Genomic DNA, 26,273 nt, shown 5'->3' on the forward strand with positions numbered 1-26,273 from the left:
GCTCTGAACGATTTCGCGTCAGACCACTCTGTAGGTACCGCATGTCTGAAACTGTCAAAGAAAACAATCGAAGTGCTGGCTCCAACTCCACCGTCCCTCGTCTCTTTGTGCTTGAGCTGAACGCCGGGCGCATTTACTCCACAAATACGGACGGTTCCGACCAGAAAACCATCGTGACGGACTGCCATTTGCCGGATGGCATCGTCGTCGATGTGGATGCTGGTCATATCTACTGGACCAACATGGGCGTCCCAAGCCTGGACGACGGGTCGATCGAACGCGCCGATCTCGACGGCAAGAATCGCAAGACGATCCTCGCGCAGGGGCAGACCCACACTCCGAAGCAGATCATCCTCGATAGGCGAGGCCGCAAACTTTATTGGTGCGATCGCGAGGGAATGCGCGTCATGCGCTGCAATCTCGACGGCTCGCAGTTGGAGACACTTATCGAGACTGGCCGCGGCGATATCGACCGCCGAGATCAGACAAAGTGGTGTGTCGGATTAACCATCGACGCGAAGTACGGACACATCTACTGGTCGCAAAAAGGTCCAGATAATGCTGGGCTTGGTCGCATCCTTCGAGCGAATATCGACATTCCCGCCGGTCAAACTGCAACGACCAGGACCGACATCGAGACCTTCTTCGACGGCCTGCCGGAGCCGATCGATCTTGAGCTCGATGTCGAAAATCGCGTCCTGTACTGGACCGACCGCGGCGATCCTCCGCGCGGCAACACGGTCAATCGCGCCTCCATCGACAACAAGCCGGCCGAGCCGGAGATCGTGATAACCCATTTAATGGAAGGCATCGGCATCGCCTTGGATGTGGCTGGCGACCGCATGTTCGTGACCGATCTTGCGGGATCGGTCTATTCCGCGCGGCTCGATGGATCTGTAGAAAAAAATATCCTCTTTGCACAGGGCAACCTGACCGGCATCGCATACGCCGAAATCCCGAAGGAGCAGTGACATGTCGCAAAACAAGCCCATTCGCCGAGTTGCCATTATCGGCACAGGCGTTATCGGTGCCAGTTGGGCCGCACTCTTCCTTGCCAAGGGCCTGGATGTGGTGGCGACAGACGTTGCGCCAGGCGCGGAAGCTGCACTGAGGCGCTTTGTTTCATTGGCGTGGCCGGCACTAGAGCGGCTCGGTCTCGCGTCCGGTGCTTCCCAGAATAGGTTGTCGTTTACCCCGGCCCTTGCTGATGCTATCAAGGACGCCGATCTGGTGCAGGAAAACGGGCCAGAGAAAATCGAGTTCAAGAAGACGCTCTATCGTCAACTGGACGAGCTGCTGCATCCCAGCGTCATCATCGCTTCAAGCTCGTCGGGTTTGACGATGAGTGAAATCCAGTCGGCGTGCGAATTGCATCCTGAACGCTGCGTCATTGGCCATCCCTTCAATCCGCCGCATCTGGTCCCGTTGGTCGAGATCGTGGGTGGGGGAAAGACCTCGAAGGATACGATCGAGCGCGTCGACGAGTTTTATACGAGCCTTGGCAAGCGAACTGTCCGCTTGAAGAAGGAAGTGCCCGGGCATGTCGCGAATCGTTTGCAGGCTGCATTGGCTAGGGAGGTCTACCATCTCGTCGCCGACGATGTCGTCAGTGCTGCCGATGTCGACACGGCATTGTGCTGGGGGCCTGGCCTGCGCTGGGGCATCATGGGTCAGCTGATGCTCAATCATCTCGGTGGCGGCCAAGGTGGCATTGAACATTTCTTCCAGCAGTTCACCGGCCCCATGACGGCTTGGTGGAAGGTGCTGGGGAATCCGGAATTGACGCCCGACGTCCAGAAGAAACTGATCGACGGTGTTCATGCCGAGGTCGGTTCACGCTCGATCGATGACCTTGCTGCGGAGCGCGACGAAGTCCTGCTCGGACTGATTGAGCTGCGCAACAAAGTCGACAAGTCGGGTCAAACGAAATCGCCAGGGCTGGTTACCTGAGACCAGGTGGTCGCCGTCGAAACCGATCATACGTCATCAACTCTTGCGACTTTCAAGCCGCAGGAATGGGAGTTCTAAATGTCCACAGCAACCACAGCTAGCAAGGTCGCCGAACCAAAGCCTGTGCCCGTACCGAACGGCGATTTCTATCAGCTGGTCGAACTTCTCACTCCTGAGGAGAGAGCGGTCGTTAAAAAAGTGCGGACGTACATGGAAACCAAGGTCCGGCCAATCATCAACAAGTATTGGTCCGATGATGCGTTTCCGTTCGAACTGCTGCCTTCGTTCAAGGAACTTGGCATTGGCGGGCTAGGCTATGAGGGCTATGGTTGCGCGGGCGGTAGCCAGAAGCTGTTCGGCTACGTCGCGATGGAAATCGCGCGCACCGACGCATCGATGTGTACGTTCTTCGGTGTGCACAGCGGCCTGGCGATGGGCTCGATTTATCTCGACGGATCTGAAGAGCAGAAACAGAAGTGGCTGCCGCCTATGGCACGGTGGGAGAAAATTGGTTGTTTCGGGCTGACCGAACCACTGGTCGGTTCGGGAACAGCTGGTGGATTGACCACGACCGCCAAGCGCGAGGGTGATAGCTGGATTCTCAATGGCCAGAAACGATGGATCGGCAATTCGCCATGGTGCGACATTTCGATCATCTGGGCGCGGGACGTGGCTGACAATCAAGTCAAAGGTTTCATCATTGAGAACAAGATCACGCCCGGATTCAGCGTCGAGAAGATGGAGCACAAGATCGCGCTGAAAGTCGTTCAGAACGGCCAGATCACATTGACAGACGTGCGTGTGCCGGAAGCGAATCGCCTGCAGGGCGGTAACTCGTTCCGCGACACGGCGCGCGTGCTACGGATGACGCGCTACATGGTGGGTTGGGCTTCCACCGGCATCCAGATGGGCGCGTTCGAAGCAACGCTTAAATACACGCAGGAGCGATCGCAGTTCGGGAAGCCGATCGCCTCGTTCCAGTTGGTGCAGGACATCCTTGCAAAGATGCTCGCTAACGTAACTGCATGTCAGTGCTTGATGCTCCGGCTCGCGCAACTCGATGACGAGGGAAAGCTGAGCGATCACCAGGCGGCACTCGCGAAGGCATTCTGCACGGCAAAATCGCGCGAAACCGTTTCGTGGGGGCGCGAGCTGCTGGGCGGCAACGGCATTCTCGCCGACTACGACGTCGGCCGTTTCTTCGCCGACGCTGAAGCCCTCTATTCCTATGAAGGCACCTATCAGATGCAGAACCTGATCGTCGGTAAAGCCATCACCGGCTACGGCGCCTTTGTTTGACGCGCGCCACGGCGACCAGTCAGAAAATGTGAGGAGATGAAAATGCCTGAGATCGTGACCGAACGCGTCGATAACCTACTTCGAATCCAGTTCAACCGACCGGAAAAGAAGAATGCGATGACGTTTAACATGTACTCGACCATAGCCGAGTTGCTCAATGCCGCTGCTAAGGATGACGAAACGCAGGTTGTGCTTCTGCACGGCGTCGGCGATGCATTTTGCGCGGGCAATGATCTCGAGGATTTCCTCCATCACCCGCTGAAGGGCGACGACAGCCCGCAGGGCCGCTTCCTCGCTGCGCTGATCGCGTTCGACAAGCCGCTTATTGCGGCGGTGCATGGTGTCGCCATCGGAGGTGGCACGACCATGCTCACGCACTTCGATTTCGTGTACGCCGCAGAGCACACGCGATTTCAGATGCCTTTCGTGAACCTCGCCCTGGTGCCGGAGCTGGGAACGAGCTATTGGCTTCCCGCACAGATCGGCTATCTCGCTGCAGCAGAATTGGTTCTACTGGCGCAGCCGTTCGATGCACGCCGCGCCGCGGAGCTGGGGTTCGTTACGCGCGTCGTGGCCGAGGCAGACCTCATGGCAACAGCTATGGACACGGCGCACAAGCTGACACGACAGCCGGCCGGGGCGGTGTGCGCGAGCAAGCGACTGATGAGGCGCACCTTGAGCGCTCAAATGGCGGCCGTTGCGGAACTCGAGTTCCGGGAGTACGCGTCGCGTCTGGAGTCAGGTGATGCCAAGGAAGCGATCACAGCATTCCTCGAAAAGCGCAAGCCCGACTTTACTAAGTCCAAAGCTGCAGCTGGAGGACCCTTACAATGACTGCCTCGACACTCGAACCTTCTTCAGCGACGGGGCTGAAGCTCGAGAACGTTTTGTACGAAAAAAGGGGTTCGATCGCCCACGTGACGGTTAATCGGCCCAAGGTGCTCAACGCGCTGAATACAGCGACCTGGACTGATTTACAGACTGCATTTGAAGCTGCGAAAGCTGATGCTTCCGTGCGCGGCGTGATCCTCACCGGCGCGGGCGACAAGGCTTTCATCGCGGGCGCCGACATCAGCGAACTCGCGCATCTTGGCGCTTACGGGGCGGAGGAATCGAGCCGGCTCGGACAGCACGTGCTGGATTTCATCGAAAATCTAGGCAAGCCGGTGATCGCGGCGATCAATGGCTTTGCGTTGGGTGGCGGCTGCGAGACGGCCATGGCCTGCACGATGCGGATCGCTGCGGAAAACGCCAAATTTGGGCAGCCCGAAGTGAAGTTGGGCTTGCTGCCCGGTGGCGGCGGAACGCAACGTTTGCCGCGTTTGGTAGGAAAGGGGCGTGCGCTACAGCTCATCCTCACCGGCGAGACAATTTCCGCGCAGGAGGCCTATCGCATTGGCCTCGTCAACGAAGTCGTTGCTGCAGCCAGCCTGATTGAACGCGCCGAGGCCATCCTCCAGCAAGTCGCGGCCAACGCACCGATCGCCGTGAAGTTCTCCCTGGATGCCGTGAACAAGGGGCTGGATATCAGTCAAAGCGAAGGCCTTGCGCTGGAAGCGGCCTACTTCGGCATTTGCGCCGCCACCGAAGACAAGCAGGAAGGTACTTCCGCCTTCCTTGAGAAGCGTGCGCCTCAATTTCAGGGGCGATGAAGCAACCACTGCACACAGCGATTCAGAAGAGGCAGACATGGCAAGCGACAACATTTTTTCCGGGCTGAAAGTGGTGGATCTGGCAAGCTTCATCGCAGGCCCCAGTGCCGCGGTGATCCTGTCCGACTTCGGCGCCGACGTGATCAAGGTGGAGCCGCCGAGTGGCGACCTGTGGCGACACGCGAACAACATGCCGCCACAGCCGGTCTCCGAGGATGCCTACCCCTGGCATTTGGCCAATCGCAACAAGCGGGGCATGGCGCTCGACCTGAAATCGCCGGGCGCTCGGCAGGTGATCGAAAAGCTCGTCAAATGGGCCGACGTTCTGATCGTCAATACGCCGCACCCGGCACGCGCGCGACTCAAGCTTGAATATGAAGATGTGGTGGGATGGAACCCGCGCCTGATCTACGCCGACATTACAGGATTCGGCGAGAAGGGGCCTGATGCAGATCTGCCGGGCTTCGACATCACCGCGTACTGGGCCCGCAGCGGATTGCTGTCGATGACACGCGATGCCGGCGCGCCGCCTACCTGGCCGGTCGCGGGCAGTGGTGATAATGCAACCGCAGTCGGTCTTTATTCCGCGATTGTTACCGCACTGTATCGTCGCGAGCGTACCGGCGAGGGCGGACGTGTCACGACTTCGCTACTTGCGGAAGGCGTCTGGTCTGCAAGCGTTTCGATCCAGGCTGCACTGTGCGACGCTAAATTCTTTGGATTGCACGACCGCAAGAGTCCTGCGAATGCGGTGATGAACGTCTATCGCGCTGCCGATGACACCTGGTTCGTTCTCGTCGTCACTTCCGACAAGCTGGAGGCCGTAGCAAAAGCGATCGGCCGCCCTGATCTCCTCACCGATCCGAGATTCTCCGATCCAGCGAAGCTGATGATAAACAGACCGCAGCTCACCGCCATCCTGGACGAGGTTTTCGGTGCTCAGCCGATGGAGTATTGGTACAAGGTGTTCAGTGGCGTCCATGTGACGTTCGGTGCGGTGCGCAATCCGCAAGAGGTCATCGATGATCCGCAACTGCGCGCCAACGACATCGTCGTTCCGCTCGAGGGTGCCGGCGGCAAACTGACGTCGACGATCAGCAGCCCGATGCAGATACATGGAGTCACCAAGGTTTCCGCCAAGCGCGCCCCAAAGATTGGAGAGCACAACGAGGAGATCCTTCGCCAGCTAGGATTTAGTGCGACCGACATCGAAGGTTTGCGCGAGAGCGGTACCATTCCGAAAGCAAAGGAACATGCGCTTTAGCGTAACGACAGTGGCTCTTCATAGCAGCGCTGCCAAATTTACGCAGGTCATCCCTTACCTGGCCGGGCTTCGCTGTTAAAACCACTAGGGCCAACTCTCCGCGCCCTTCGCCGCGCAATGACGGCGATTCATCCATGGAAAGCTGCGTACTGAGGCCTGCCAATCGGCGCTGATGCTCGCCGATTGGCGAGCATCGCGGAAGCGTAAATGGCTGTATACTGAGCCGTTTTTATCCAGGCGAACCTGCAGTCTCCATGAATAAGCCCTATCGCATAGGTATGGTATCCCTTGGGTGCCCGAAAGCACTCGTAGATTCCGAGCGCATCCTCACCCAGCTCAAAGTCGAGGGCTACGAAATCGTGCCCAGCTACGGCGCGGCCGATGCGGTGGTGGTGAACACCTGCGGCTTTATCGATGCAGCCGTGCAGGAATCGCTGGATGCGATCGGCGAAGCGCTGCACGAGAACGGCAAGGTGATCGTGACTGGTTGTCTGGGTAAGCGCTCGGAGCTGATTCGCGAAGCGTATCCGGACGTGCTCGCCATTACCGGTCCGCAGGATTACGCCAGCGTGATGAATGCGGTGCATGTCGCGCTGCCGCCCAAGCGCAATCCGTTGCTGGACATCATTCCGGATACCGGGGTGAAGCTCACGCCGAAGCACTATGCGTATCTGAAGATTTCCGAAGGCTGCAATCATCGCTGCAGCTTCTGCATCATTCCGTCGATGCGCGGCGATCTCGTGTCGCGACCGGTGGATGAGGTGCTGCTGGAAGCCGAGCGCTTGGTGAAGGGCGGCGTGAAAGAGCTGCTGGTGATCTCGCAGGACACCAGTGCCTATGGTGTGGACGTGAAATACGCCGAGCGCAGCTGGCGCGAAAAAAACTATCGCACGCGCATGACCGATCTGTGCGAAGGCCTGGCCGAACTCGGCGTATGGGCGCGATTGCATTACGTCTACCCGTATCCGCACGTTGACGAGGTGATGCCGCTGATGGCAGAGGGCAAGATCCTTCCATACCTCGACATACCGTTCCAGCATGCCAGCCCTCGCATCCTTAAATTGATGAAGCGTCCCGGCAACATCGACAAGACGCTGGAGCGCATTCAGAACTGGCGCAAGCAAGTGCCGGAGCTCACTTTGCGCAGCACTTTCATCGTGGGCTTCCCTGGCGAAACGGATGCCGAGTTCGAAGAACTGCTCGATTTTCTGCGCGAAGCGGAGCTGGATCGCGTGGGCGCGTTCACCTATTCGCCGGTGGACGGCGCCAAGGCCAACGAGCTGCCGAATCCGGTGTCGGAGGAACTGAAGGAAGATCGCCTGGAGCAATTCATGGCGGTGCAGGCTGAGATCTCCGCGGCGAAACTGCAGCGCAAGATCGGGCGCACCATCAAGGTGCTGGTCGACTCGGCGAGCGCAGAAGGCGCCGTCGCGCGTTCGGCCGCCGATGCCCCGGAGATCGATGGCGTGGTGCATATCGCCAATGGGCAGAAGCTGAAGCCCGGGCAGTTCGTGGACGTAGTGGTCGAGTCCGCGGACGAGCACGATCTGCACGCCGCGCTTCTCAGCTGATCCGCATGCGGCCATGCGTTATGTCGCGCCAGCGCGAGAGGCGGTCGATCCGGTTGTCTTCACGCATGCGCCGCTGAGCGGCTGGCGCGAATATGCCCCATGGCTGGAGGGGCCGCGCTGGCCGTCGATCGATGAACTCAATGCGCGCTGGCCATCCGGCACCGATGAGCGTTTCGTCGCGCAGACGCGCGAACTGCTCGAAGATGGCCTGCATTACGAAGAGCGCATCGCCACTCGCGGCCTGATCGCCACGCGCGAAGCCAACTGGCACGACCTGTTCAATGCGATGGTCTGGCTGCGCTACCCGGCGTTGAAACGCGCGCTCAACCGGCAGCAGATGGCGGAAATTGCGCAGGTCGGACGGCGGGAGCGCTCGCGTCCGCAATGCGCGCAGACGCATTTCGATGAAGCAGGCGTGATCGTGATTCTGCGCGATCCAGGTTTGCTGGAACTTTGGGATCGCCACGACTGGCACGGGTTGTTCTGGCGTCATCGCACCGCATGGATGGACGGCACGATCGCGGTCGAGTTGTTCGGGCATGCGCTGCTCGAACATGCGTTGACGCCTGGCAAGCTGCTCGTCGGCAAGGCGTTGGTGGTGACGGCGGAGCGGGGCGCAGCTAGCACAGAGGCGGTTGCCTGCTGCGTGGATGCCATTGCCGATGCGCGCTGGCTACGCGATCCGCTGGAGTTGCGACCGTTGCCGCTGTCGGGCATTCCGGGATGGCATGTGGACAACGGAGAGGAGGCGTTTCATCGCAATACGCCGTGCTATCAGCCTTTGCGTGAAGGGCGGCGCTATCCGGAACCGTTGCGTGTGGTGCGTAGGCTGGGATGCTAATCCCAGCATTGCCGTCCACATGAAAGCTGGGATTGGCATCCCAGCCTACGCAGCGAGTTACGGTTCAACGTACTCGACGCCGATCACCGCAAAGCGCGTCCGCCCACCTGGCAATTCCGCCTCGAATTCATCATCTACCTTCTTCTTCAACACCGCCCGCGCCATCGGCGAGTCGACACTGATCCAGCCGCGCTTCGCATCGGTCTCGTCCGGGCCGACGATGCGGTAGCGGACGGTCTCGCCGCTCTGGACGTTCTCCAGCTCGATCACCGCGCCGAAGAACACTGTTTCGCGATCGGTCGGCGCGCCCTCGGCCACCTTCAGCGACGGAATACGCTTGCTGAGGTAGCGCACGCGACGGTCGATTTCGCCGAGCTGCTTCTTGCGGTAGGTGTACTCGGCATTTTCCGAGCGATCGCCTTCGGCCGCGGCGGCGGCCAGCGCCTTCACCACTTCCGGGCGCAGGGTGTGCCACAGGTGATCCAGCTCGCTCTTGAGCCTTTCGAAACCATCGCGGGTGATGATGGCGGTGGAACGCGGGGCAGGGGGACGCCAACGGGTCATGGCGAAACCGCGTTCGAGCTTTCGCTGACAGCGGTGTTTTCCGATGCGTCCTGCAAGGCGGAGCGAATGCGTAGACTGCTTCTGGATGCGCTCGAGCGATAACCGCTGTAGGTGGTGCTCGTTTCGTGCAAACAGTTGTTGCGTTTCATGCAAATGTCTGGCATGAAGGCCTCCAATGACTGGGGCTCGATTTTAGCGGTGTGGCCGTGCGATTTCGAAGAAAACGCACGACATCGAGAAGAACGTGTTTTGAGTCTGCCCGCGCAGCCGGGTCAAGGCTGCGCCCTTCAGTATCGGTGTACCTGACATGCCTTATCGTGCCGCGCTTCGTTCTTTCCGTCTGATTCTTGGGGTGGCGGCCCTGGTGCAGCTGGCCGCCTGCGCTTCCACCAACGGCGCCGTAACCCCTAAGCCGCCGCCGGCTTCGGTGACTGCGCTTTACGGCCAGCTCGATCAGGCCAGCCGCAGCTACGAAACCGCATTGCAGCAGACGCGCGCCGGCGATACGCAGGGCGCGCAGAAAACGCTGGACGCCTCGCTCGATCAGTTGCGTGATGCCGCCGCCCGTTGCGGCGCCACGCCGGGCTGCGATTCGCAGCGCTTCTTCTCCGTGTTCGATCATTTGCTGCGCCTGAAGGACGGCAGCTTCATCGGCGATCAGACGCCGGATGAGGAAACCAGTAACCCACCCCTGACGCCGTTGGCCGGCCAGCCCGGTGCCGACAGCCTGCCGGAAGCGCAACGCAGCGTAACGCTGTTGCGCGGGCATCAGCTGTCCGAGCTCATCGCAATGAACGGCCCGGTAAAGGCTGCGCTGGAGATGTGGCTTACCCAGTGGCGCGGCAATCTGATGGACGCCTACGTGAATTACCAATTCCTGCGCCAGCAGATGTGGCCGCAGTATCAGGGAGAAGGGCTGCCGGAAGCGTTGCTGTTCGGCATCCTGGCCAAGGAGTCCGGCGGCAAGGTGCACGCGGTGTCACGCTCGGGCGCGGCCGGGCCGCTGCAGTTTATGTATGCCACCGGCCTGCGCTTTGGGCTGACCGATCAGGATGGCTTCGACACACGTTTCGATCCGGCCGAATCCGCGCGCGCGAATGCCGAATACGTCAACGAGCAGCTCAAGGCTTTCAACGACAACCTCGAACTCACGCTGGCTGCTTACAACGGTGGCGAGGGGCGCATGCGGCGCCTGGTGGGCGACAACACCGCAGTGAGTTTCTATGACCCGCGTATCTACGGACAGCTTTCGCAAGAAACGCGCGATTACGTACCGGAGGTGCTGGCGGCTGCCTGGCTGTTCCTGCATCCGGACAGCTACAACCTGCGCTTCCCGCGCGTAGACGGCCTGCAGGGCAGCATTACGCTCAAGCGCTCAGCGTCGATTTCGGAACTCACGGTATGCCTGGGTTCGGCCAACGACATGCCGCAGGGCTGGTTCCGCACTTTGCGCAATCTCAATCCGCGCCTCGATCCGCAGCAGCAACAGCCAGCAGGTGCGGTGCTGCAGATTCCTAAGTCGCTGGAGAAGATCTATGCGGCACGCTGCGTGGATGGACCGTGGCCGATTCTCGCCAGCGATCTGCACAACGCGGTGGTGCCGGTATTTCCCAATCCACCGGCCGCGGCGCCCGATCCGGTCGTGCGCTATACGGTCCGCCGCGGCGACACGCTGGCGGCCATCGTGCGCAAGCATGGCGGCTGCAGCAGTGAGAGTGAGGTCGCGCGCATGAACAACCTCAAGTTCAATCATGTGAAGGCGGGGCAGGTGTTGAAGCTGCCGAGCTGTCGCTGAGTAGAACTCTCCAGCCTAAGGAACGTCCGATCGACGTGATCCCCATTCATGCCTCGACGTCATCCCGGCGAAGGCCGGGATCCAGTCAGACATGATGTGCGAAGCACACAAAACCTATTCAGAGTGCTCCGCACGACGTATTTCGACTGGATCCCGGCCTTCGCCGGGATGACGTGCGCTTCGTGGAAGGTTCGGGGGATGTCAGCCAGGCCGTCATTCATGCTTTTTGCACAAGGGCCGAGGGACGAGTAGCGAGGTTGCTTGAAACGGACGCCGCCTGGAGCATCCGTTTCTCGCCTCGTCAGTCACCGTTCCGTTTCCACAGCGGGATAGCAAGGGCTGTGACGCCCTCGCTACTCGTCGCTCGCCCCTTTGCTCGCGACATGGCATGAAGTCACGAGTAAACCGCGCAGTTCGCCGTGCCGGCGTCGCGATTTGCTCAGCCGAACGTATGGGTGTTACTGAGAAAGCTCAGGCAGCCGCGCCTGAGCGCATCCACTGGGCCGTGCTGTCCGCCGGTTCGCCGCTGATGTCGCGTAGTTCACGTAGCACGCGCAACACCTGCCGATGTTGCGGTTGCAGGCTGGTGTGCGGCGAATCCTTGGTTTCGTGGTAGGCCACTGCCAGCCACAGTGCAATGCCGCGCAGCGCCACCTCGGGATTGTCCGATTGGGCGCGATTGAAGCCGATTTCGGTGCCCTGGCCCCATGGCACGTAACGCTGTTCGGGCGCCGTGCCGTACAAATGTGGGAACTCGCAGCGGGATGCTTGCCCGATTTCACGGAGCGCCATGACGCCCAGGCGGGCGCGCGTGCGTGCAGGCAATGCCGAGATGTTGCGCTCAATCTGCCGGAACTGACGCTGCAACTGCCGGGCACGGTTCATCGCGATTAGGCGGGTGACAATCTGCATGTGAACCCCTCATTGGACAGTCCGCGACAGCGCGCGGATTGAGCGAGGAGGATAATGATGTGCAGCGAAGCGATGCGCCGAAAACGTCACAAAATGACGACAAATGTCAAAACGCGGCGCGCCCGGCCTGTCATCAATGCTTGTCCTGAGCGTTAAGTGTGACGCACTTCACCTAATCGCTGCCCCACCTTGATCGCTTGCTGCGACGTCAACGTATCCAATTCGGCGGCGCCTTCCGGCAGCAGCATGATCACGGTGGAGCCCATGTTGAAGCGCGCCATCTCGGCGAAGCGATCCAGCGTGATGTTCTGCCCGGCGAACGACTTGCGGCGAATCGATGGCGCATACGGCGGAATCACCAGCCCATCCCACACGGTGGCGACCGACGACACCAGGATCGCGCCCACCATCACCACCGCGAACGGACCCTGCGCACCATCGAAGTGGCACACCAGTCGCTCGTTGCGCGCGAACAAGCGTGGGATCGCGTTCACTGCGAACGGCGCCACGCTGAAGATGCGGCCCGGGATATGCACCGTCTCTTTCAGGGTGCCGCGCAAAGGCATGTGCACGCGGTGATAGTCGCGCGGCGATAGATAGATAGTGATGAAGCGGCCGTTCCGGTAAGGCGCTGCGGCAGCTTCGTCACCCAGGAGTTCGACGGCTGTGTAGTCCTGTCCCTTGGCCTGGAATATGCGACCGTCGACGATAGGGCCCGCCTGGCTGATGCGGCCGTCGGCCGGCGCAATCAGGGCGTCGGGAGTCGTATCCGCCCGGCGGGCATCGGGACGCAACTTGCGCGTAAAGAATGCATTGAAGTGGGGATAGGCAAACGGATCCGATTGCGCGGCTTCGGTCATGTCGACCTGATAGCTGCGCACGATCTTGCCGATCAGGAAATTCTTCCACGGCGCCAAGGTCCAGCGTGTGGCCCAGTAGACCACGCGTGACAACGCCCGATGGGGAAGGATGTATTGCAGGAATACCTTGAAAGTCATCCGGCAAGTATAAGGAATCGGAGCGATTCCTGACGGAGGCGGATGACGAGGGTCGATCGTATGAACCCGTATGAGCCCCGAGACGCGCAGTCGCTATACTTCACAGCCCCCAAGCCGGATCGTTCCTACGTGACTGCCGAACTCGCCACGATCATCGATTTCATCCGCTATGGCGCCAGCCGTTTTTCTGCAGCGGGCCTCACTTTCGGCCACAGCCACGACAATCCCATCGACGAAGCCACCCACTTGGTGCTGGCCAGCCTGCACCTGCCGCCGGACATCCCGCCGGCCTACGGTGCCGGCAAGCTCACCGCCGAAGAACGCGTGCGCGTGCTGAACCTGATCGAGCGTCGCATCAACGAGCGCCTGCCGGTGGCGTACCTGGTCGGTGAAACCTGGTTTGCCGGTATGAAATTCAAGAGCGACCGCCGCGCGCTGGTGCCGCGTTCGCCGATCGCCGAGCTCATCGAATCCGGCTTCACGCCCTGGCTGGACGGCCGGCACGTGGAGCGCGCGCTGGACCTGTGCACCGGTTCCGGCTGCATCGGCATCGCCATGGCCTCGTACAACCCCCACTGGCAGGTGGACGTGGTGGACATCAGTGACGACGCGCTGTCGCTGGCTCGCGAGAACGTGGCGTTTCAGCATGTGGGTGAGCGAGTGGACGTGGTCCGTTCTGATCTTTTCGCGGGAGTGAAGGGCCGCAAATACGACCTGATCGTCTCCAATCCGCCTTATGTCACCGAAGACGAATACGCGGCGTTGCCCGGCGAATACAGCCACGAACCCAAGCTCGGCCTCACCTCCGGCGAAGACGGCCTGGACATTTGTCTGCGCATCCTGGACGAAGCGGTCGATCACCTCACCGAAGACGGCCTGCTGATCGTGGAAGTGGGCGAGAGCGAGCACGCGCTATCCGTCCTGTTGCCGGACGTGCCGTTCGTGTGGATCGAGTTCAAGGTGGGACCGATGGGCGTGTTCGCGTTGGAGCGGCGCGAGTTGATCGAGCACGCCAACGCGATTCATGCGGTGGCGGTTGAGCGACGCGGTGGGTGATCGAAGCTTTTTGGTACTGAGCTAATCGCAACCAAACGCATCGTCAGCACTTATCTAGCCTTACCGCCCTTAATCTACGTTGCCGTCATTCCGGCCTTCGCCGGAATGACGAGCTGAGACTGTATGGCAGCGTGTGGCAAAGCTTCCCTGAGTAAGGGGGCACCTCAGCGCAAAATCTCCAGCCATGGCAAGATGCAAATCTTGCCCAGCCTCATGCCGGGCTTATTCCTCTTGTGCATTTGGTCTCCCCGTGTCCAGCAATTCCACCGGCAAGCTATTTACCGTCACCACCTTCGGCGAAAGCCACGGGCCGGCTATCGGCTGCGTGATCGATGGTTGTCCGCCGGGCGTGGCGATCGCGCCGGAGGAATTCCGCACCGACCTGGAGCGTCGCGCCACCGGGCGCAGCCGTCATACCTCGCAGCGCCGCGAGGCGGATGAGGTGGAAATCCTGTCCGGCGTGTACGAAGGCCGTACTACCGGCACGCCGATTGCGCTGCTGATCCGCAACACCGATCAGCGCAGCAAGGACTACAACGACATCGCCCAAACCTTCCGCCCCGGCCACGCCGATTACACCTATTGGCAGAAATACGGCATCCGCGATCCGCGTGGCGGCGGGCGTTCGTCCGCGCGCGAAACCACCATGCGCGTGGCGGCGGCGGTCATCGCCAAGAAGTGGCTGGCTGAGCGCTACGGTGTGCGTGTTCGCGGCTACCTGGCGCAGCTGGGTGAGGTGGTTCCGGCAGGGTTCGAGTGGGATGCCGTCGAGCAAAATCCGTTCTTCTGGCCGCATGAACCACAGGTGCCCGAGCTGGAAAAATACATGGACGCGCTCCGCAAGTCTGGCGATTCGGTCGGCGCGCGCGTCAACGTGGAAGCCGACGGCGTGCCGCCCGGCTGGGGCGAGCCGATCTACGGCAAGCTGGACGGCGACCTTGCAGCCGCGTTGATGTCGATCAATGCGGTGAAAGGTGTGGAGATCGGCGACGGCTTCGCCGCTGTCGCGCAACATGGCAGCCAGCATCGCGACGAAATGCATATGGACGGCTTTACGTCCAATCATGCCGGTGGCATTCTCGGTGGCATAAGTACGGGGCAGGTGGTACGTGCCTCGATGGCGCTCAAGCCCACGTCGAGCATCCTGATTCCCGGCCACACCGTGAACGTGGCCGGCGAACCGGTCGACGTGGTGACCAAGGGGCGCCATGATCCCTGCGTCGGCATTCGCGCCACACCCATCGCCGAGGCGATGATGGCCCTGGTGTTGATGGATCACGCTTTGCGCCATCGTGCGCAGTGCGGCGACGTGGGTGAGATAAAACCGCGCATCCCTTGATGGAACAAGGGCCTGTTCGCCGTCATGGCAAGCAGGAGGCAAGCGTCCCACGGTAGTCGATAGGCATGAGCAAGTCACACAGCGTCTGGGTTTCCCGCCCGCTTTTTCCGGAAGTACTGGCTCACTTGGCCGAGTACGTCGATGTGCGTGTGGAAACTACCGAGCGTAAACACACGCCGTCAGAGCTTCGCGAAAAGCTCGCCGACGTCGATGGCGCCATCGTGGCCTTAAGCGATCGTATCGATGGCGACGTGATCGCCGGCAACCGGCGCTTGCGCGTGGTTTCCAATCTTGCCGTGGGCTACAACAATTTCGACGTGCCCGCCCTGACCGCTGCAGGCATTCTCGCCACCAACACGCCCGACGTGCTCAACGAAACCACCGCCGACTACGCCTGGGCGCTGCTGCTGGCCGCGGCACGGCGCGTGAGCAGCGCCGAACGCTGGCTGCGTGCGGGACACTGGCGCGGCAGCATGCGTTTCGACGATTGGTTGGGCGTGGACGTGCACGGCAAGACGCTGGGCATCCTCGGCATGGGACGCATCGGGCAGGCCATCGCGCGCCGCGGCTATGGGTTCGGCATGCCGGTGCTTTATCACAACCGTTCGCGCCTGCCTGAAGACATCGAGCGCGAGTGTCGCGCTACGTGGGTTCAGAAGGCGGAACTGCTGCGACGCGCAGATCACCTGATGTTGGTGCTGCCCTACAACGCGCAGAACCATCATGCCGTTGGCGCGGCCGAGTTGGCGCTGATGAAACCTACCGCCGTGCTGGTGAACATCGCCCGCGGCGGCATCATCGACGATGCGGCATTGGCCGTTGCCTTGCGCGAAGGCCGGCTGGCCGCGGCGGGGCTGGACGTATTCGAAGGCGAGCCCGTTGTGCATCCCGCTTTGCGCGAATGCGAAAACGCCGTCCTCAGCCCGCATATCGCCAGTGCCAGCGCCGACACGCGCCGCGCGATGGCGCAATTGGCGGCCGATAATCTGCTGGCTGCGCTGGGGTATGGGCCCAATGCAGGGCACCCACCTTCATTGCTCAACCCTCAAGTGCGGGGGCGGGCATGAAACGGAAACGTGATACACCTCACGTAACAAGGCTGTGCCGTGCCGTTCGCGTGTCGTGCAGGCTAGATTCCCCAGGTTGGGGCGTCGGCGCTGTCACGGCGATCTCCAATCTTCGATTCAAGACAGACAAGTGACCTCGAGATGAGCAAGAAGAGTAGCTACAAGGTAGCGATGGTGGGCGCCACGGGTGCCGTCGGCGAGACCCTGCTGAGCATCCTGGCCCAGCGCGAATTTCCTGTCAGCGAGCTGGTGCCGCTGGCCAGCGCGCGTTCGGCCGGAAGCAAAGTGGAGTTCGCCGGTAAACAGATCACCGTGCAGAACCTAGATGACTACGACTTCAAAGGCGTGGACATCGCCTTCTTCTCGGCCGGCGGTTCGGTAAGCCGCGTGCACGCACCGCGCGCCGCGGCGGCGGGTGCGGTGGTGATCGACAATACCTCCGAGTTCCGCTACCAGGACGACATCCCGCTGGTGGTGAGCGAGGTCAATCCTCACGCCATCGCGCAGTACACCACGCGCGGCATCATTGCCAATCCCAACTGCTCCACCATGCAGATGCTGGTGGCGCTGGCGCCGATCCACCGTGCAGTCGGCATCGAGCGCATCAACGTGGCCACGTATCAGTCGGTATCCGGCGCGGGCCGTTCGGGCATGGAGGAACTGGGCAAGCAGACCGCTGCGCTGCTCAATTTCCAGGATGTGGAAAAGAACAAGTTCCCCAAGCAGATCGCGTTCAACGTGATCCCGCACATCGACGACTTCCAGGCCAACGGCTACACCAAGGAAGAAATGAAGATGGTGTGGGAGACGCGCAAAATCCTGGAAGACGAATCCATCCAGGTGAACCCCACCGCGGTGCGCGTGCCGGTGTTCTATGGTCACTCCGAAGCCGTGCACATCGAAACGCGCGACAAGATCACCGCCGAGCAGGCGCGCGAGCTGCTGGAACAGGCCGATGGCATCGTCGTGCAGGATGAGCGCAAGCCAGGCGGCTATCCCACGCCAGTGGGCGATGCGGCCGGGCAGGATCCGGTGTTCGTGGGCCGCATCCGCGAGGACATCTCGCACGACCACGGGCTTGATCTCTGGGTTGTCTCGGACAACATCCGTAAAGGTGCGGCGCTCAATGCCGTGCAAATCGCCGAATTGCTGATCGAGGACTATCTGTAATGCAACGCTTCGGACTGGTTTTGCTGGGTTGTCTGTGTGTTTCGAGCATCTGGGCGCAATCGTCTCCTGACACGTCCAAGCAGGCAGAAAAAATCAGCCAGCAGGTGGCCCAGCACCAGGCCGAAGTGCAGCATTTGCAGCAGGACCTGAGCCAGCAGGAATCCGCCAGCCAGCAGGCGGCGGAAAAGTTGCAACAGCAGGACCGCGCCATCGCCGAGCTGCGCAAGCAGCTCCAGGCCGCCAAGGAAGTTTCCAAGGCGCCTCAGGCCGGTCATTGATGGCCGTCACGCCAGGCGAAAAAATCGCCCTGAAAAAGGGGCGCCGGGCAAATAAGGTATTGTTGATTGACGGTTATCTAACTAAAGTGACGCCTTTCGGAAGGAAGGCGCCGCAAGCTGCGGTGTCTTTTCAGTAAAAGCGTCCGGGGTGTCTCGGGGGAGCCAAGCGATGAATCGTTCGTTGAAGCTGTCGATACTGCTGGCGCTTGCGCTGGGTAGCAGTCAGGCAGCAGCCGTGGAACTGGGTCAGGCACACGTCAAATCGGCGCTGGGCCAGCCGCTGCTCGTGGACATACCGGTCACCCAGGCCACCCCGGCCGAACTGCAGAGCCTGAGTGCCCAACTGGCCTCCAACGACGCCTTCGCCAAGGCGGGTGGCCAGCGCCCAGGCATTTCCTTGCAATTCAACGTGCTGGACGAAAGCGGCCACAAGGTGATCCGCATCACCAGCAGTTCGGTGGTGGACGATCCCTATCTCGATCTGTTGGTGGAAGTGAACAGCAGCACCGGCAGCAGCGTGCGCGAATTTGCCATCCTGCTCGATCCGCCGAACAAGATGACGCAAGCGGCTGCCAGCAGTGCGCCATCGCGCCGCCACGCGCCCGTCAGCAGCGCATCGGCGCCGGCCAATGAAACCGCCGCCGCCGCGCCGCGTCGTGCCAGCACGGCGGCACACAACAACGCCACGGCTGAAGTCAAGAACGGTCAGTTCGGGCCGGTGGAGAAGGGCGCCACGCTCTCGCACATCGCCACGCAAGTTGCACCGTCCGGTGTCGACGTCAATCAGATGATGTTGGCGCTGAAGACCGCCAATCCGGACGCCTTCTACCGCGACAACATCAATGCTCTGAAGGCCGGCGCGATCCTGCGAGTGCCCTCGCGCGACGATGCACTGGCCACGGCTGTAGCGGCCGCCGCAGCCACCGTGCATCAGCAGAACAGCGATTGGCGCAACGGCGGCGTCAGCACTCCGGTCGCCGTGGCCACCGGCGGTACGCGCGAGAACGCATCCGTAGCACCAACCGCCACTAGCAACGCCGATCGGCTGGCGCTGGTGCCACCGGGCAGCGAAGGCCAGGCGGCCGGTGGCACCAACGGCAAGGGCGGCGCCAATGCAGCCGTTCGCCAGGAACTGCAGCGCAGTCAGGAAACCCTCGCTTCCCTGCAACAGCAGAGCAGCGAGCTGAAGTCCCGCCTGAAGGACCTGGAAGACCTCAACACGAAGAACCAGCGCCTGTTGTCGCTGAAAGACAACGAAATCGCCGATCTGCAAAAACAACTCACCGACGCCCGCAAGGCCGCCGGCAAGCCGGCTGCGCCCGTTGTTGCCAGCCCAGCGCCGACACCGGTTCCTGTCGAGAACAAACCGGCGGTACCGGCTCCGGCCCCCGCCGCTGCGCCGTCCCTGGCGACCGCATCGACCGCCACCAAGCCAGCAGTCAGTGCTTCCGCTGCGCAAGGTGTAGTCACCACGCCTTTGAATGCGCCGGCCAAGGCGAAGCCCGTCATCCAGCCGCACCGTGTACCCACGCCGGCCCCGGCCGAGCAGCCGTGGTACATGGAAACCTGGGCATGGGCAGCGGGTGGCGGCGTGATCGTGCTGGGCCTGCTGGCACTGCTGACACGCCGTGGCAAATCTGGCGCCAAGGCTGCCAAGGCCGCCAAGACCGAGGCGCCCTCCAAGGGTGGCTCGCTCGCCGACCGTTTCGGCACCGCGGATCTCGAAGGCGGGGAGCATCTGGCTCACGGTTCGGATCCTGATCAGGACGAGCTGCTCGACCAGCTCGCCGAACAGCCCGACGACATCGGCCTGCACTTGGAGCTGGTCAGCCTGTACTACACCCGCCGCGACGTGGAGCATTTCGAAGCTGCGGCCGAAGCGATGCACGCGCACATCAGCGATCCGGATCAGCCGGAATGGCAGGACGTGGTGCACATGGGCAAGGACCTGGCCCCGGGTCATCCGCTGTTCGCCGAGCCGGTCCCCGGTGCACCGGCACATGAACCGGCTCACCACTTCGATTTCGACCGCTACGCGCCCAGCCCGGCATCGGCATCGGCAGAGACCGTGGTTCCGGCCAAGGGCTCGTCGCCGCAGCCCTCCAAGGTCAGCGAATACCACTTCGATTTCGACCTGACCCCGCACCAACCTGAGTCGCTCGTTCGCGCTGCTACCGCGCCCGCCACCAAAGTGCCGGAAGAGGAAGAGCCGATCTCCACCTGGAATTTCGACGAGCCGGCCGAAACCGGTGCACCGCACACCGCGGATACCACACACGCCGACCACGACGCATTCGGTGAACTGCACGACGATCCGGTCGACACCAAGCTCGACCTGGCCCGCGCCTACCTCGACATGGGTGATCCCGATGGCGCCCGCGCCATGCTCGAGGAAGTGATGCACGAAGGTAGCCAGATGCAGAAGGAAGTAGCCAAGCAACTGCTCGAAAAGATCAGCTGATCTTTCACCATTGCGAAGCATGTGAAATCGGGCCGGCCATGCCGGCCCGATGTTTTTTCAGCACCTGCTACTCTTGTTCATTCCTTGAGCTTTTCGATCACGCATGCGCATTGCCCTGGGCATCGAATACGACGGCACCGATTTTCTCGGCTGGCAGCGGCTAAGCCATGGGGCCAGTGTGCAGGGCCGTCTGGAGCAAGCGCTTTCGTTCGTGGCCGCTGAACCCATCGCGGTGACGTGCGCCGGCCGCACGGATGCCGGCGTGCATGGGCGCTGTCAGGTGGTGCATTTCGATACCGAGGTTCAGCGCGATATGCGTAGTTGGGTGCTCGGCACGTGTTCGAATCTTCCGCAAAGCACGGCGGTGTTGTGGGCACAGGTGGTGTCGGATGATTTCCATGCGCGCTTCTCCGCACGCAGCCGGCGTTATCGCTACACCATTCTCAATCGCGCGATTCGCCCCGCGCTGGATGCGCGGTACGTGACTTGGGAACGCCATCTGCTGGACGCAGAACGCATGCATACCGCTGCGCAGGCATTGATCGGTGAGCACGATTTTTCCGCCTTTCGCGCGGTGTCCTGCCAGGCCGCACACGCGCGACGCGAAGTAAAACATTTGAGCGTGCGGCGCGAAGGCCAGCATGTGATCGTGGACATTGAAGCCAATGCATTCTTGCATCACATGGTGCGCAATATCGTGGGTTCGCTGCTATTGGTAGGGCGCGGCGAGCAAGTGCCTGAATGGATCGCGGCCTTGCTTGCCGGACGCAACCGCGAAGTGGCCGGCCCTACGGCAGCGGCTTCGGGGCTCACATTCATCGGACCGCGCTACGAAAAACACTGGGGTTTACCCGAGGAGGTCAGCGAATGACTCGCATCAAATGTTGTGGCATGACGCGCGTCGAAGACGCCTTGCTTGCCGCCGAACTGGGTGCCGATGCCATCGGCGTCGTACTGACTGCGCGCAGCAAGCGGCAGGTGTCGCTGGCGCAGGCGCGCGCCATCGTGGAGGCCATGCCGCCGTTCGTCACTACCGTGGCTTTGTGCATGGATGACGAAGCGAACTTCGTGCAGGAAATCATCGATACCGTTCGCCCTTCGTTGCTGCAGTTCCACGGCAACGAAAGCGACGAATGGTGCAAGCAATTTGGCCAGCCGTATCTGAAAGCGATCGCGATGGGCGAGGGCGCTGCGGCGCTTTATCAACTGCGCGATCACCCGCATGCGGCGGGGTTGCTGCTCGATGGTCACGGTCTGGGCGAACCTGGGGGCACCGGCAAGAGCTTCGATTGGTCGCTGATGCCGCGCGATCTGAAACAACCGCTGATTCTTGCTGGTGGCTTGACGTCCGCGAATGTTGCTGAAGCTATTCGTAAGGCGCGGCCGTGGGCGGTGGATGTGGCGAGCGGTATCGAAGCGGCGCCGGGGATCAAAGATGCCGGGAAGATGCGCGATTTCGTTGCGGCTGTTCGTGGGGCGTAGGTTTGACCCTCGTGCCACATTTTCCTGGTTCTCGTCGCCCCGGCGAAAGCCGGGGTCCAGCGACGTTGACGCGAAAAAGTCACTAGGTCCCAGCTTTCGCTGGGACGACGAACATTTAGGCATTTCGGCAAGCGGAGCAGAACTTTCCTGGCTATAGCGAGTGTTCGCCGGGACGAGCGTTGATCAACGAATATCACCACTCAACTCGTCACGCATCCACGCCGCTAGCGCGTCAACACGGCTATCACTCCGCCGCCGCGGCGTCGCCAGAATCCAACTCGCATCCGTCTGACGGAATCCCCACGGCGCAAGTAAACGTCCCGCGTCGATGTCGTCTTGCACAAGCTGCACCGGCGCGATCGCCACACCCAGCCCCGCGACCGCGGCTTCCAGCAGATAGAACAGATGCGCAAAGCCCTGTCCGTAATGCAAGGACTCGATGGCGATCCCGTTCGCCTGCGCCCAAGCGGGCCACGCCTGTAGGCGCGAGTGGGTGAATAGCAGGGCTTCGTCGCTCAATGCGGATGAGCCGCGTTCCAACAAACGCGCAAGTCCGCCATAGCGCGAGCTGATCACCGGACCTATTTGCTCCGACGCCAGCACATGTACCTGCCAGCCGGCCGGCCACGGCGGTGCCGCTACGGCGAGTGCCGCATCGGGTTCAGCGTGTCGCGGCGCGAGAGGATCTTCTTCCGGCGACAAATGCAGGCGCAGCATCGGCAGATCGCGTTCCAGTCGTTCCAGCCTGGGAATCACCCAACGTGCGAGTAGGCTGCCTGCGCAGCCGAGCACGAATGGCGCATCGTCGCGGCTGCGCTGCAGGTCGGCCCAGGTTTCTCTCAGTTGGTCGAAGGCGTTGCGCACACGATCCTGCAACTGCTCTCCCACCGAAGTGAGGACGATGCCGCGCCCCTGACGGGCAAACAACGGTTGTCCGAGTGCTTCCTCCAGCACGCGTAATTGCCGACTGATAGCTCCGTGAGTGACGTGCAGTTCCTCGGCCGCGCGGTTGACGCTGCCCAGGCGGGCCGTGGCCTCGAAGGCGCGCAAGGCGTTTAGGGAAGGGAGGTCGCGCACGGTTGATGTGAGTTTTTCTAACGAATAGCAGCCATCATATCGCTTTTTCGGTCAAGCGATTCGCGCTATTTTGCTCATCCATGGCGTCCATTGGGTGGTCGTCATTCCCCAGGAATTCTGACCAATGCCTACGATCCAGGACTTTAACCAATGGCCCGATGCCCACGGGCGTTTCGGCGACTTCGGCGGGCAGTACGTAGCCGAAACCCTGATGGCGCCGCTGGCCGAGCTCACCGAAGCTTATCTGCGCCTGCGCGAGGATCCCGAGTTCCTGGCCGAGTTGGATCGCGATCTTACCTACTACGTGGGCCGCCCAAGTCCGATCTACCACGCTGAGCGATTGTCCAAACACGTCGGCGGCGCACGCATCCTGCTCAAGCGCGAGGATCTGAACCACACCGGCGCGCACAAGATCAACAACACCATCGGCCAGGCTCTGGTGGCCAAGCGCATGGGTAAGCCGCGCGTGATCGCCGAAACCGGCGCTGGTCAGCACGGCGTGGCTACCGCGACGGTTGCCGCGCGGTTCGGCTTGAAGTGTGTGGTCTATATGGGCGCCGTCGACATCGAGCGGCAGAAGATCAACGTGTACCGCATGAAGCTGCTCGGTGCGGAAGTCGTGCCGGTCACTTCCGGATCGAAGACGTTGAAGGATGCGTTGAACGAAGCAATGCGCGACTGGGTGACCAACGTCGCCGATACGTTCTACATCATCGGCACCGTGGCCGGCCCGCATCCGTATCCGATGATGGTGCGCGATTTCAACGCCATCGTCGGACGCGAAGCGCGCGCACAGATGCTGCAGCAATATGGTCGCCTGCCGGACGTGCTTACAGCGTGCGTGGGCGGCGGTTCCAATGCTATCGGCCTATTTCACGAGTTTCTCAACGACCGCAATGTGCGCATGGTCGGCGCGGAAGCGGCGGGTGAGGGCATTGCCACCGGGCATCATGCCGCGTCGCTCGCAGCTGGTCGGCCTGGCGTGCTGCACGGCAATCGCACCTATGTGCTGTGTGACGACAACGGCCAGATCACCGAAACGCATTCGGTTTCGGCCGGTCTCGATTATCCAGGCGTCGGTCCCGAACACGCATTCCTGAAAGACGCCGGTCGCGCCGAATACGTCGGCGTGACCGATGACGAAGCCTTGGAGGCTTTTCACTTGCTCGCACGCACCGAGGGCATTCTTGCCGCGCTGGAATCCAGCCACGCCGTGGCGCAGGCGTTGAAACTGGCGCGCGAATTGCCGAAGGACGGCATCGTGCTGTGCAATCTTTCCGGCCGCGGGGACAAGGACGTGCACACGATCGCCGCGCGCGAAGGAGTTCAAGTATGAGTCGCATCGATCGCCGTTTTGCCGCGTTGAAAGCCGCCGGTCGCACCGGGCTGATTCCGTTCGTCACCGCCGGCGATCCTGCGCCGGAACACACCGTGGCGTTAATGCACGCGCTCGTCGACGCGGGCGCCGATGTTATCGAACTGGGTGTGCCGTTCTCCGATCCGATGGCCGACGGTCCGGTGATCCAACATGCCAGCGAACGTGCTATCGCCAAAGGTGTAGGTCTCGCTGACGTACTCGAGTGGGTCGCCGCATTCCGTGAGCGCGATCAGGACACGCCCATTGTGCTGATGGGTTACCTCAACCCGGTGGAAATTCACGGTTACCAGCGCTTCGCATCGGAAGCGGTTGGAGCGGGCGTGGACGGGGTATTGGTGGTGGATTGCCCGCTGGAAGAAGCCGAAGTGCTGGCGCCATTGCGCAACGCGGGCTTGCAGCAGATTCTGCTGGCCGCGCCCACTACCGCACCCGCGCGTATGGCGCAATTGTGCGAGGCCGCCGAAGGTTTCCTGTACTATGTGTCGTTCGCCGGCATCACCGGGGCAGGACGCTTGAGCACACAGGACATCGCCGCACGCGTGGCCGATATCCGCCAACGTGCGAAGGCGCCGGTTGCGGTGGGGTTCGGTGTAAAGGATGCGCAGAGCGCGAAAGCCATCAGCGGATTCGCCGACGCGGTAGTGATCGGCAGCGCGTTGGTGGAACGCCTGGACGGTGCGAATACCGAACAGGACGTCATCGCAAGGGTCGATGCCTTCCTGCGTCCGATCCGCGCGGCACTGGACGCCGTCTGATGGCTCGCTTTCCCTTTGCGGAGGGGGAAGGGCGGGGTGCCGGGTCAACAAAAATCCAACAAGGGAACGGCGGTGGACGATCCGTGGTCCATGGCTGCATCGAGGCCGGGTCGTCCTCGCCCTTTATCTCTATGGAAACGTCGCCATAGAGGGAAGGGAACGCGCAACAGCCGCGTGACCCAAGCGCGCCGATAAGGCCGCGCTTGTTTCCAGATTGAGGCGGAATCCATGAATTGGCTGCAAAAAATCATGACACCCCGCGCGCGGACGCAAAGCTCCGCGGCAGGCAAGGGCAAGGTACCCGAAGGTGTGTGGGAGAAATGCGGTGGCTGCGGCGCCGTGCTGTACAAGCCGGAGTTGGAACGCAGCCTGATGGTGTGCCCCAAGTGCGGCCATCATCACGCCATCGGCGCACGCGAGCGCTTGCTGTCGTTTCTTGACGAGGGCAGCACGCAGGAACTGTGGGCCAGCATGGAGCCCACCGATCCGCTGAAATTCCGCGATTCGAAGAAATACCGCGATCGCATCGTCGCCGCGCAGAAATCCACCGGCGAGAAAGACGCGCTGATCGCGATGAACGGCAAGCTCAAGGACCAGCCGCTAATGGCGGTGGCTTTCGAGTTCTCTTACATGGGCGGCTCGATGGGCTCGGTGGTGGGTGAGAAGTTCACACGCGCCGCCGAGCGCGCGCTGGCCGAACGCAGCGGCTTGGTGTGCTTCTCCGCCACCGGTGGCGCACGCATGCAGGAAGCGCTGTTCTCGCTGATGCAGATGGCCAAAACCTCCGCCGCGCTGGCGCGCCTGCGCGAGGCGGGCATTCCGTATATCAGCGTGCTCACGCATCCGACCACGGGCGGCGTGTCCGCGAGCTTGGGGATGTTAGGCGACATCAATGTGGCCGAACCGAAAGCACTGATTGGCTTTGCTGGCCCGCGCGTGATCGAGCAGACCGTGCGCGAGACCTTGCCGGAAGGCTTCCAGCGTTCGGAATTCCTGTTGGAGCACGGTGCGATCGACATGATCGTCGACCGTCGGCAGATGCGGGACAAGCTTGCCGATGTGTTGAACATTCTGCGCAGAGTGCCGCGCGCAGCGTAACTGATGCTGGACGTTATCCACACGATGCCGCCTTCGGGCGGCATCGTCGTTTCTGTCTCGCGCTATGTTGGAAAATTCCTCGCCGTCATTCCGGCTTGCGCCGGAATGACGAGCTAAGGGCTACACAGCACTACATTGAGGCACGCACTTTTCCACAACAAATGTGGACGCCTTATTGAAAACCCTGTGGAAAACTCACACACGCATCTTTGCGATCAACCACTTGGCACGCGGTGATGAATTTTTGCGCAGGAAGTACGCGCACT

Annotated in this window: 24 protein-coding genes; 20 read left to right on the forward strand and 4 right to left on the reverse strand. The window is 61.6% G+C overall.

Features of this window, described 5'->3' with window-relative positions; translation table 11 throughout:
• Positions 1-41 precede the first annotated feature (41 nt).
• The 8 genes from ISP18_RS09055 to ISP18_RS09090 all read left to right on the forward strand — a co-directional run bounded on the left by ISP18_RS09055 (position 42) and on the right by ISP18_RS09090 (position 8,577).
• Positions 42-971, forward strand: coding sequence for a hypothetical protein (locus ISP18_RS09055; protein WP_380009755.1), 930 nt, complete (start codon positions 42-44; stop codon positions 969-971).
• 1 nt (position 972) lies between these two features.
• Positions 973-1,950 (forward strand): 3-hydroxyacyl-CoA dehydrogenase NAD-binding domain-containing protein, encoded by a 978-nt coding sequence (locus ISP18_RS09060; RefSeq protein WP_380009758.1) that lies wholly within the window; start codon positions 973-975, stop codon positions 1,948-1,950.
• A 78-nt stretch (positions 1,951-2,028) separates the two neighbouring features.
• Positions 2,029-3,249: an acyl-CoA dehydrogenase family protein gene (locus tag ISP18_RS09065; RefSeq protein ID WP_380009761.1), complete on the forward strand. Its 1,221-nt coding sequence runs from the start codon at positions 2,029-2,031 to the stop codon at positions 3,247-3,249.
• 42 nt (positions 3,250-3,291) lie between these two features.
• Positions 3,292-4,083, forward strand: coding sequence for an enoyl-CoA hydratase-related protein (locus ISP18_RS09070; protein ID WP_380009764.1), 792 nt, complete (start codon positions 3,292-3,294; stop codon positions 4,081-4,083).
• Entirely contained in the window at positions 4,080-4,901 is an 822-nt protein-coding gene (locus tag ISP18_RS09075) for an enoyl-CoA hydratase-related protein (RefSeq protein WP_380009767.1), read from the forward strand. Before ISP18_RS09070 ends, ISP18_RS09075 begins: the two co-directional genes overlap by 4 nt.
• 37 nt (positions 4,902-4,938) lie before the next feature.
• Positions 4,939-6,165, forward strand: coding sequence for a CaiB/BaiF CoA transferase family protein (locus ISP18_RS09080; RefSeq protein WP_380009770.1), 1,227 nt, complete (start codon positions 4,939-4,941; stop codon positions 6,163-6,165).
• Between the two features lie 254 nt (positions 6,166-6,419).
• The gene (gene rimO, locus ISP18_RS09085; protein ID WP_380009773.1) at positions 6,420-7,736 is read left to right on the forward strand and encodes a 30S ribosomal protein S12 methylthiotransferase RimO; all 1,317 of its coding nucleotides are present in this window, start codon (positions 6,420-6,422) and stop codon (positions 7,734-7,736) included.
• A 13-nt stretch (positions 7,737-7,749) separates the two neighbouring features.
• Positions 7,750-8,577 (forward strand): DUF3025 domain-containing protein, encoded by an 828-nt coding sequence (locus ISP18_RS09090; RefSeq protein WP_380009776.1) that lies wholly within the window; start codon positions 7,750-7,752, stop codon positions 8,575-8,577.
• 57 nt (positions 8,578-8,634) lie between these two features.
• On the opposite strand, the gene greB is transcribed toward ISP18_RS09090, so the two are convergent.
• Positions 8,635-9,141, reverse strand: coding sequence for a transcription elongation factor GreB (gene greB, locus ISP18_RS09095; RefSeq protein ID WP_380009779.1), 507 nt, complete (start codon positions 9,139-9,141; stop codon positions 8,635-8,637).
• 307 nt (positions 9,142-9,448) lie between these two features.
• On the opposite strand from greB, the gene ISP18_RS09100 reads away from it, so the two are divergent.
• On the forward strand, positions 9,449-10,936 hold the full coding sequence (locus tag ISP18_RS09100; RefSeq protein WP_380009782.1) for a transglycosylase SLT domain-containing protein: 1,488 nt from the start codon (positions 9,449-9,451) through the stop codon (positions 10,934-10,936).
• A 471-nt stretch (positions 10,937-11,407) separates the two neighbouring features.
• On the opposite strand, the gene ISP18_RS09105 is transcribed toward ISP18_RS09100, so the two are convergent.
• Complete coding sequence (locus tag ISP18_RS09105) at positions 11,408-11,848, reverse strand: hypothetical protein (protein ID WP_380009785.1); 441 nt, start codon at positions 11,846-11,848, stop codon at positions 11,408-11,410.
• A gap of 152 nt (positions 11,849-12,000) precedes the next feature.
• Positions 12,001-12,846 (reverse strand): archaetidylserine decarboxylase, encoded by an 846-nt coding sequence (asd, locus tag ISP18_RS09110; RefSeq protein ID WP_380009788.1) that lies wholly within the window; start codon positions 12,844-12,846, stop codon positions 12,001-12,003.
• A gap of 129 nt (positions 12,847-12,975) precedes the next feature.
• Here asd and prmB point away from each other — a divergent pair, with 129 nt between their 5' ends.
• From prmB to ISP18_RS09150, 8 genes are all read left to right on the forward strand, one after another.
• Positions 12,976-13,902, forward strand: coding sequence for a 50S ribosomal protein L3 N(5)-glutamine methyltransferase (gene prmB / locus ISP18_RS09115; protein ID WP_380009791.1), 927 nt, complete (start codon positions 12,976-12,978; stop codon positions 13,900-13,902).
• A gap of 250 nt (positions 13,903-14,152) precedes the next feature.
• Positions 14,153-15,241, forward strand: a complete 1,089-nt coding sequence (aroC, locus tag ISP18_RS09120; protein WP_380009794.1) for a chorismate synthase — start codon at positions 14,153-14,155, stop codon at positions 15,239-15,241.
• Between the two features lie 65 nt (positions 15,242-15,306).
• On the forward strand, positions 15,307-16,308 hold the full coding sequence (locus ISP18_RS09125) for a 2-hydroxyacid dehydrogenase (RefSeq protein ID WP_380009797.1): 1,002 nt from the start codon (positions 15,307-15,309) through the stop codon (positions 16,306-16,308).
• 141 nt (positions 16,309-16,449) lie between these two features.
• Complete coding sequence (locus ISP18_RS09130; protein WP_380009800.1) at positions 16,450-17,478, forward strand: aspartate-semialdehyde dehydrogenase; 1,029 nt, start codon at positions 16,450-16,452, stop codon at positions 17,476-17,478.
• Positions 17,478-17,756, forward strand: a complete 279-nt coding sequence (locus tag ISP18_RS09135) for a hypothetical protein (RefSeq protein ID WP_380009803.1) — start codon at positions 17,478-17,480, stop codon at positions 17,754-17,756. The genes ISP18_RS09130 and ISP18_RS09135 overlap by 1 nt, the downstream gene beginning before the upstream one ends.
• A gap of 169 nt (positions 17,757-17,925) precedes the next feature.
• Positions 17,926-20,217, forward strand: a complete 2,292-nt coding sequence (locus ISP18_RS09140) for a FimV/HubP family polar landmark protein (RefSeq protein ID WP_380009806.1) — start codon at positions 17,926-17,928, stop codon at positions 20,215-20,217.
• A 103-nt stretch (positions 20,218-20,320) separates the two neighbouring features.
• Positions 20,321-21,088 (forward strand): tRNA pseudouridine(38-40) synthase TruA, encoded by a 768-nt coding sequence (truA, locus tag ISP18_RS09145; RefSeq protein WP_380009809.1) that lies wholly within the window; start codon positions 20,321-20,323, stop codon positions 21,086-21,088.
• Positions 21,085-21,699, forward strand: coding sequence for a phosphoribosylanthranilate isomerase (locus tag ISP18_RS09150; RefSeq protein WP_380009812.1), 615 nt, complete (start codon positions 21,085-21,087; stop codon positions 21,697-21,699). Before truA ends, ISP18_RS09150 begins: the two co-directional genes overlap by 4 nt.
• A 183-nt stretch (positions 21,700-21,882) precedes the next feature.
• Here the strand turns inward: ISP18_RS09150 and ISP18_RS09155 are convergent, their stop codons facing one another.
• On the reverse strand, positions 21,883-22,776 hold the full coding sequence (locus ISP18_RS09155; protein ID WP_380009815.1) for a LysR family transcriptional regulator: 894 nt from the start codon (positions 22,774-22,776) through the stop codon (positions 21,883-21,885).
• 124 nt (positions 22,777-22,900) lie between these two features.
• On the opposite strand from ISP18_RS09155, the gene trpB reads away from it, so the two are divergent.
• From trpB to accD, 3 genes are all read left to right on the forward strand, one after another.
• On the forward strand, positions 22,901-24,112 hold the full coding sequence (gene trpB / locus ISP18_RS09160; protein ID WP_380009818.1) for a tryptophan synthase subunit beta: 1,212 nt from the start codon (positions 22,901-22,903) through the stop codon (positions 24,110-24,112).
• Entirely contained in the window at positions 24,109-24,909 is an 801-nt protein-coding gene (gene trpA / locus ISP18_RS09165) for a tryptophan synthase subunit alpha (RefSeq protein ID WP_380009821.1), read from the forward strand. The genes trpB and trpA overlap by 4 nt, the downstream gene beginning before the upstream one ends.
• A gap of 228 nt (positions 24,910-25,137) precedes the next feature.
• Positions 25,138-26,007 (forward strand): acetyl-CoA carboxylase, carboxyltransferase subunit beta, encoded by an 870-nt coding sequence (accD, locus tag ISP18_RS09170; RefSeq protein ID WP_380009824.1) that lies wholly within the window; start codon positions 25,138-25,140, stop codon positions 26,005-26,007.
• The last annotated feature ends 266 nt before the right edge of the window (positions 26,008-26,273 follow it).

The sequence above is a fragment of the Dyella humi genome (assembly GCF_044904605.1).
Lineage (GTDB): Bacteria > Pseudomonadota > Gammaproteobacteria > Xanthomonadales > Rhodanobacteraceae > Dyella_B > Dyella_B humi.

Bases quoted from the DNA above. Each gene is read 5' to 3' on its own strand.
- ISP18_RS09125 (WP_380009797.1), top strand. From the start codon at position 15,307: ATGAGCAAGTCACACAGCGTCTGGGTTTCCCGCCCGCTTTTTCCGGAA.
- asd (WP_380009788.1), bottom strand. From the start codon at position 12,846: ATGACTTTCAAGGTATTCCTGCAATACATCCTTCCCCATCGGGCGTTG.
- trpA (WP_380009821.1), top strand. From the start codon at position 24,109: ATGAGTCGCATCGATCGCCGTTTTGCCGCGTTGAAAGCCGCCGGTCGC.
- ISP18_RS09140 (WP_380009806.1), top strand. From the start codon at position 17,926: ATGAATCGTTCGTTGAAGCTGTCGATACTGCTGGCGCTTGCGCTGGGT.
- ISP18_RS09075 (WP_380009767.1), top strand. From the start codon at position 4,080: ATGACTGCCTCGACACTCGAACCTTCTTCAGCGACGGGGCTGAAGCTC.
- ISP18_RS09130 (WP_380009800.1), top strand. From the start codon at position 16,450: ATGAGCAAGAAGAGTAGCTACAAGGTAGCGATGGTGGGCGCCACGGGT.
- ISP18_RS09080 (WP_380009770.1), top strand. From the start codon at position 4,939: ATGGCAAGCGACAACATTTTTTCCGGGCTGAAAGTGGTGGATCTGGCA.
- ISP18_RS09060 (WP_380009758.1), top strand. From the start codon at position 973: ATGTCGCAAAACAAGCCCATTCGCCGAGTTGCCATTATCGGCACAGGC.
- ISP18_RS09135 (WP_380009803.1), top strand. From the start codon at position 17,478: ATGCAACGCTTCGGACTGGTTTTGCTGGGTTGTCTGTGTGTTTCGAGC.
- rimO (WP_380009773.1), top strand. From the start codon at position 6,420: ATGAATAAGCCCTATCGCATAGGTATGGTATCCCTTGGGTGCCCGAAA.
- ISP18_RS09070 (WP_380009764.1), top strand. From the start codon at position 3,292: ATGCCTGAGATCGTGACCGAACGCGTCGATAACCTACTTCGAATCCAG.
- greB (WP_380009779.1), bottom strand. From the start codon at position 9,141: ATGACCCGTTGGCGTCCCCCTGCCCCGCGTTCCACCGCCATCATCACC.
- ISP18_RS09065 (WP_380009761.1), top strand. From the start codon at position 2,029: ATGTCCACAGCAACCACAGCTAGCAAGGTCGCCGAACCAAAGCCTGTG.
- accD (WP_380009824.1), top strand. From the start codon at position 25,138: ATGAATTGGCTGCAAAAAATCATGACACCCCGCGCGCGGACGCAAAGC.
- truA (WP_380009809.1), top strand. From the start codon at position 20,321: ATGCGCATTGCCCTGGGCATCGAATACGACGGCACCGATTTTCTCGGC.
- ISP18_RS09105 (WP_380009785.1), bottom strand. From the start codon at position 11,848: ATGCAGATTGTCACCCGCCTAATCGCGATGAACCGTGCCCGGCAGTTG.
- ISP18_RS09100 (WP_380009782.1), top strand. From the start codon at position 9,449: ATGCCTTATCGTGCCGCGCTTCGTTCTTTCCGTCTGATTCTTGGGGTG.
- ISP18_RS09150 (WP_380009812.1), top strand. From the start codon at position 21,085: ATGACTCGCATCAAATGTTGTGGCATGACGCGCGTCGAAGACGCCTTG.
- ISP18_RS09090 (WP_380009776.1), top strand. From the start codon at position 7,750: ATGCGTTATGTCGCGCCAGCGCGAGAGGCGGTCGATCCGGTTGTCTTC.
- ISP18_RS09055 (WP_380009755.1), top strand. From the start codon at position 42: ATGTCTGAAACTGTCAAAGAAAACAATCGAAGTGCTGGCTCCAACTCC.
- trpB (WP_380009818.1), top strand. From the start codon at position 22,901: ATGCCTACGATCCAGGACTTTAACCAATGGCCCGATGCCCACGGGCGT.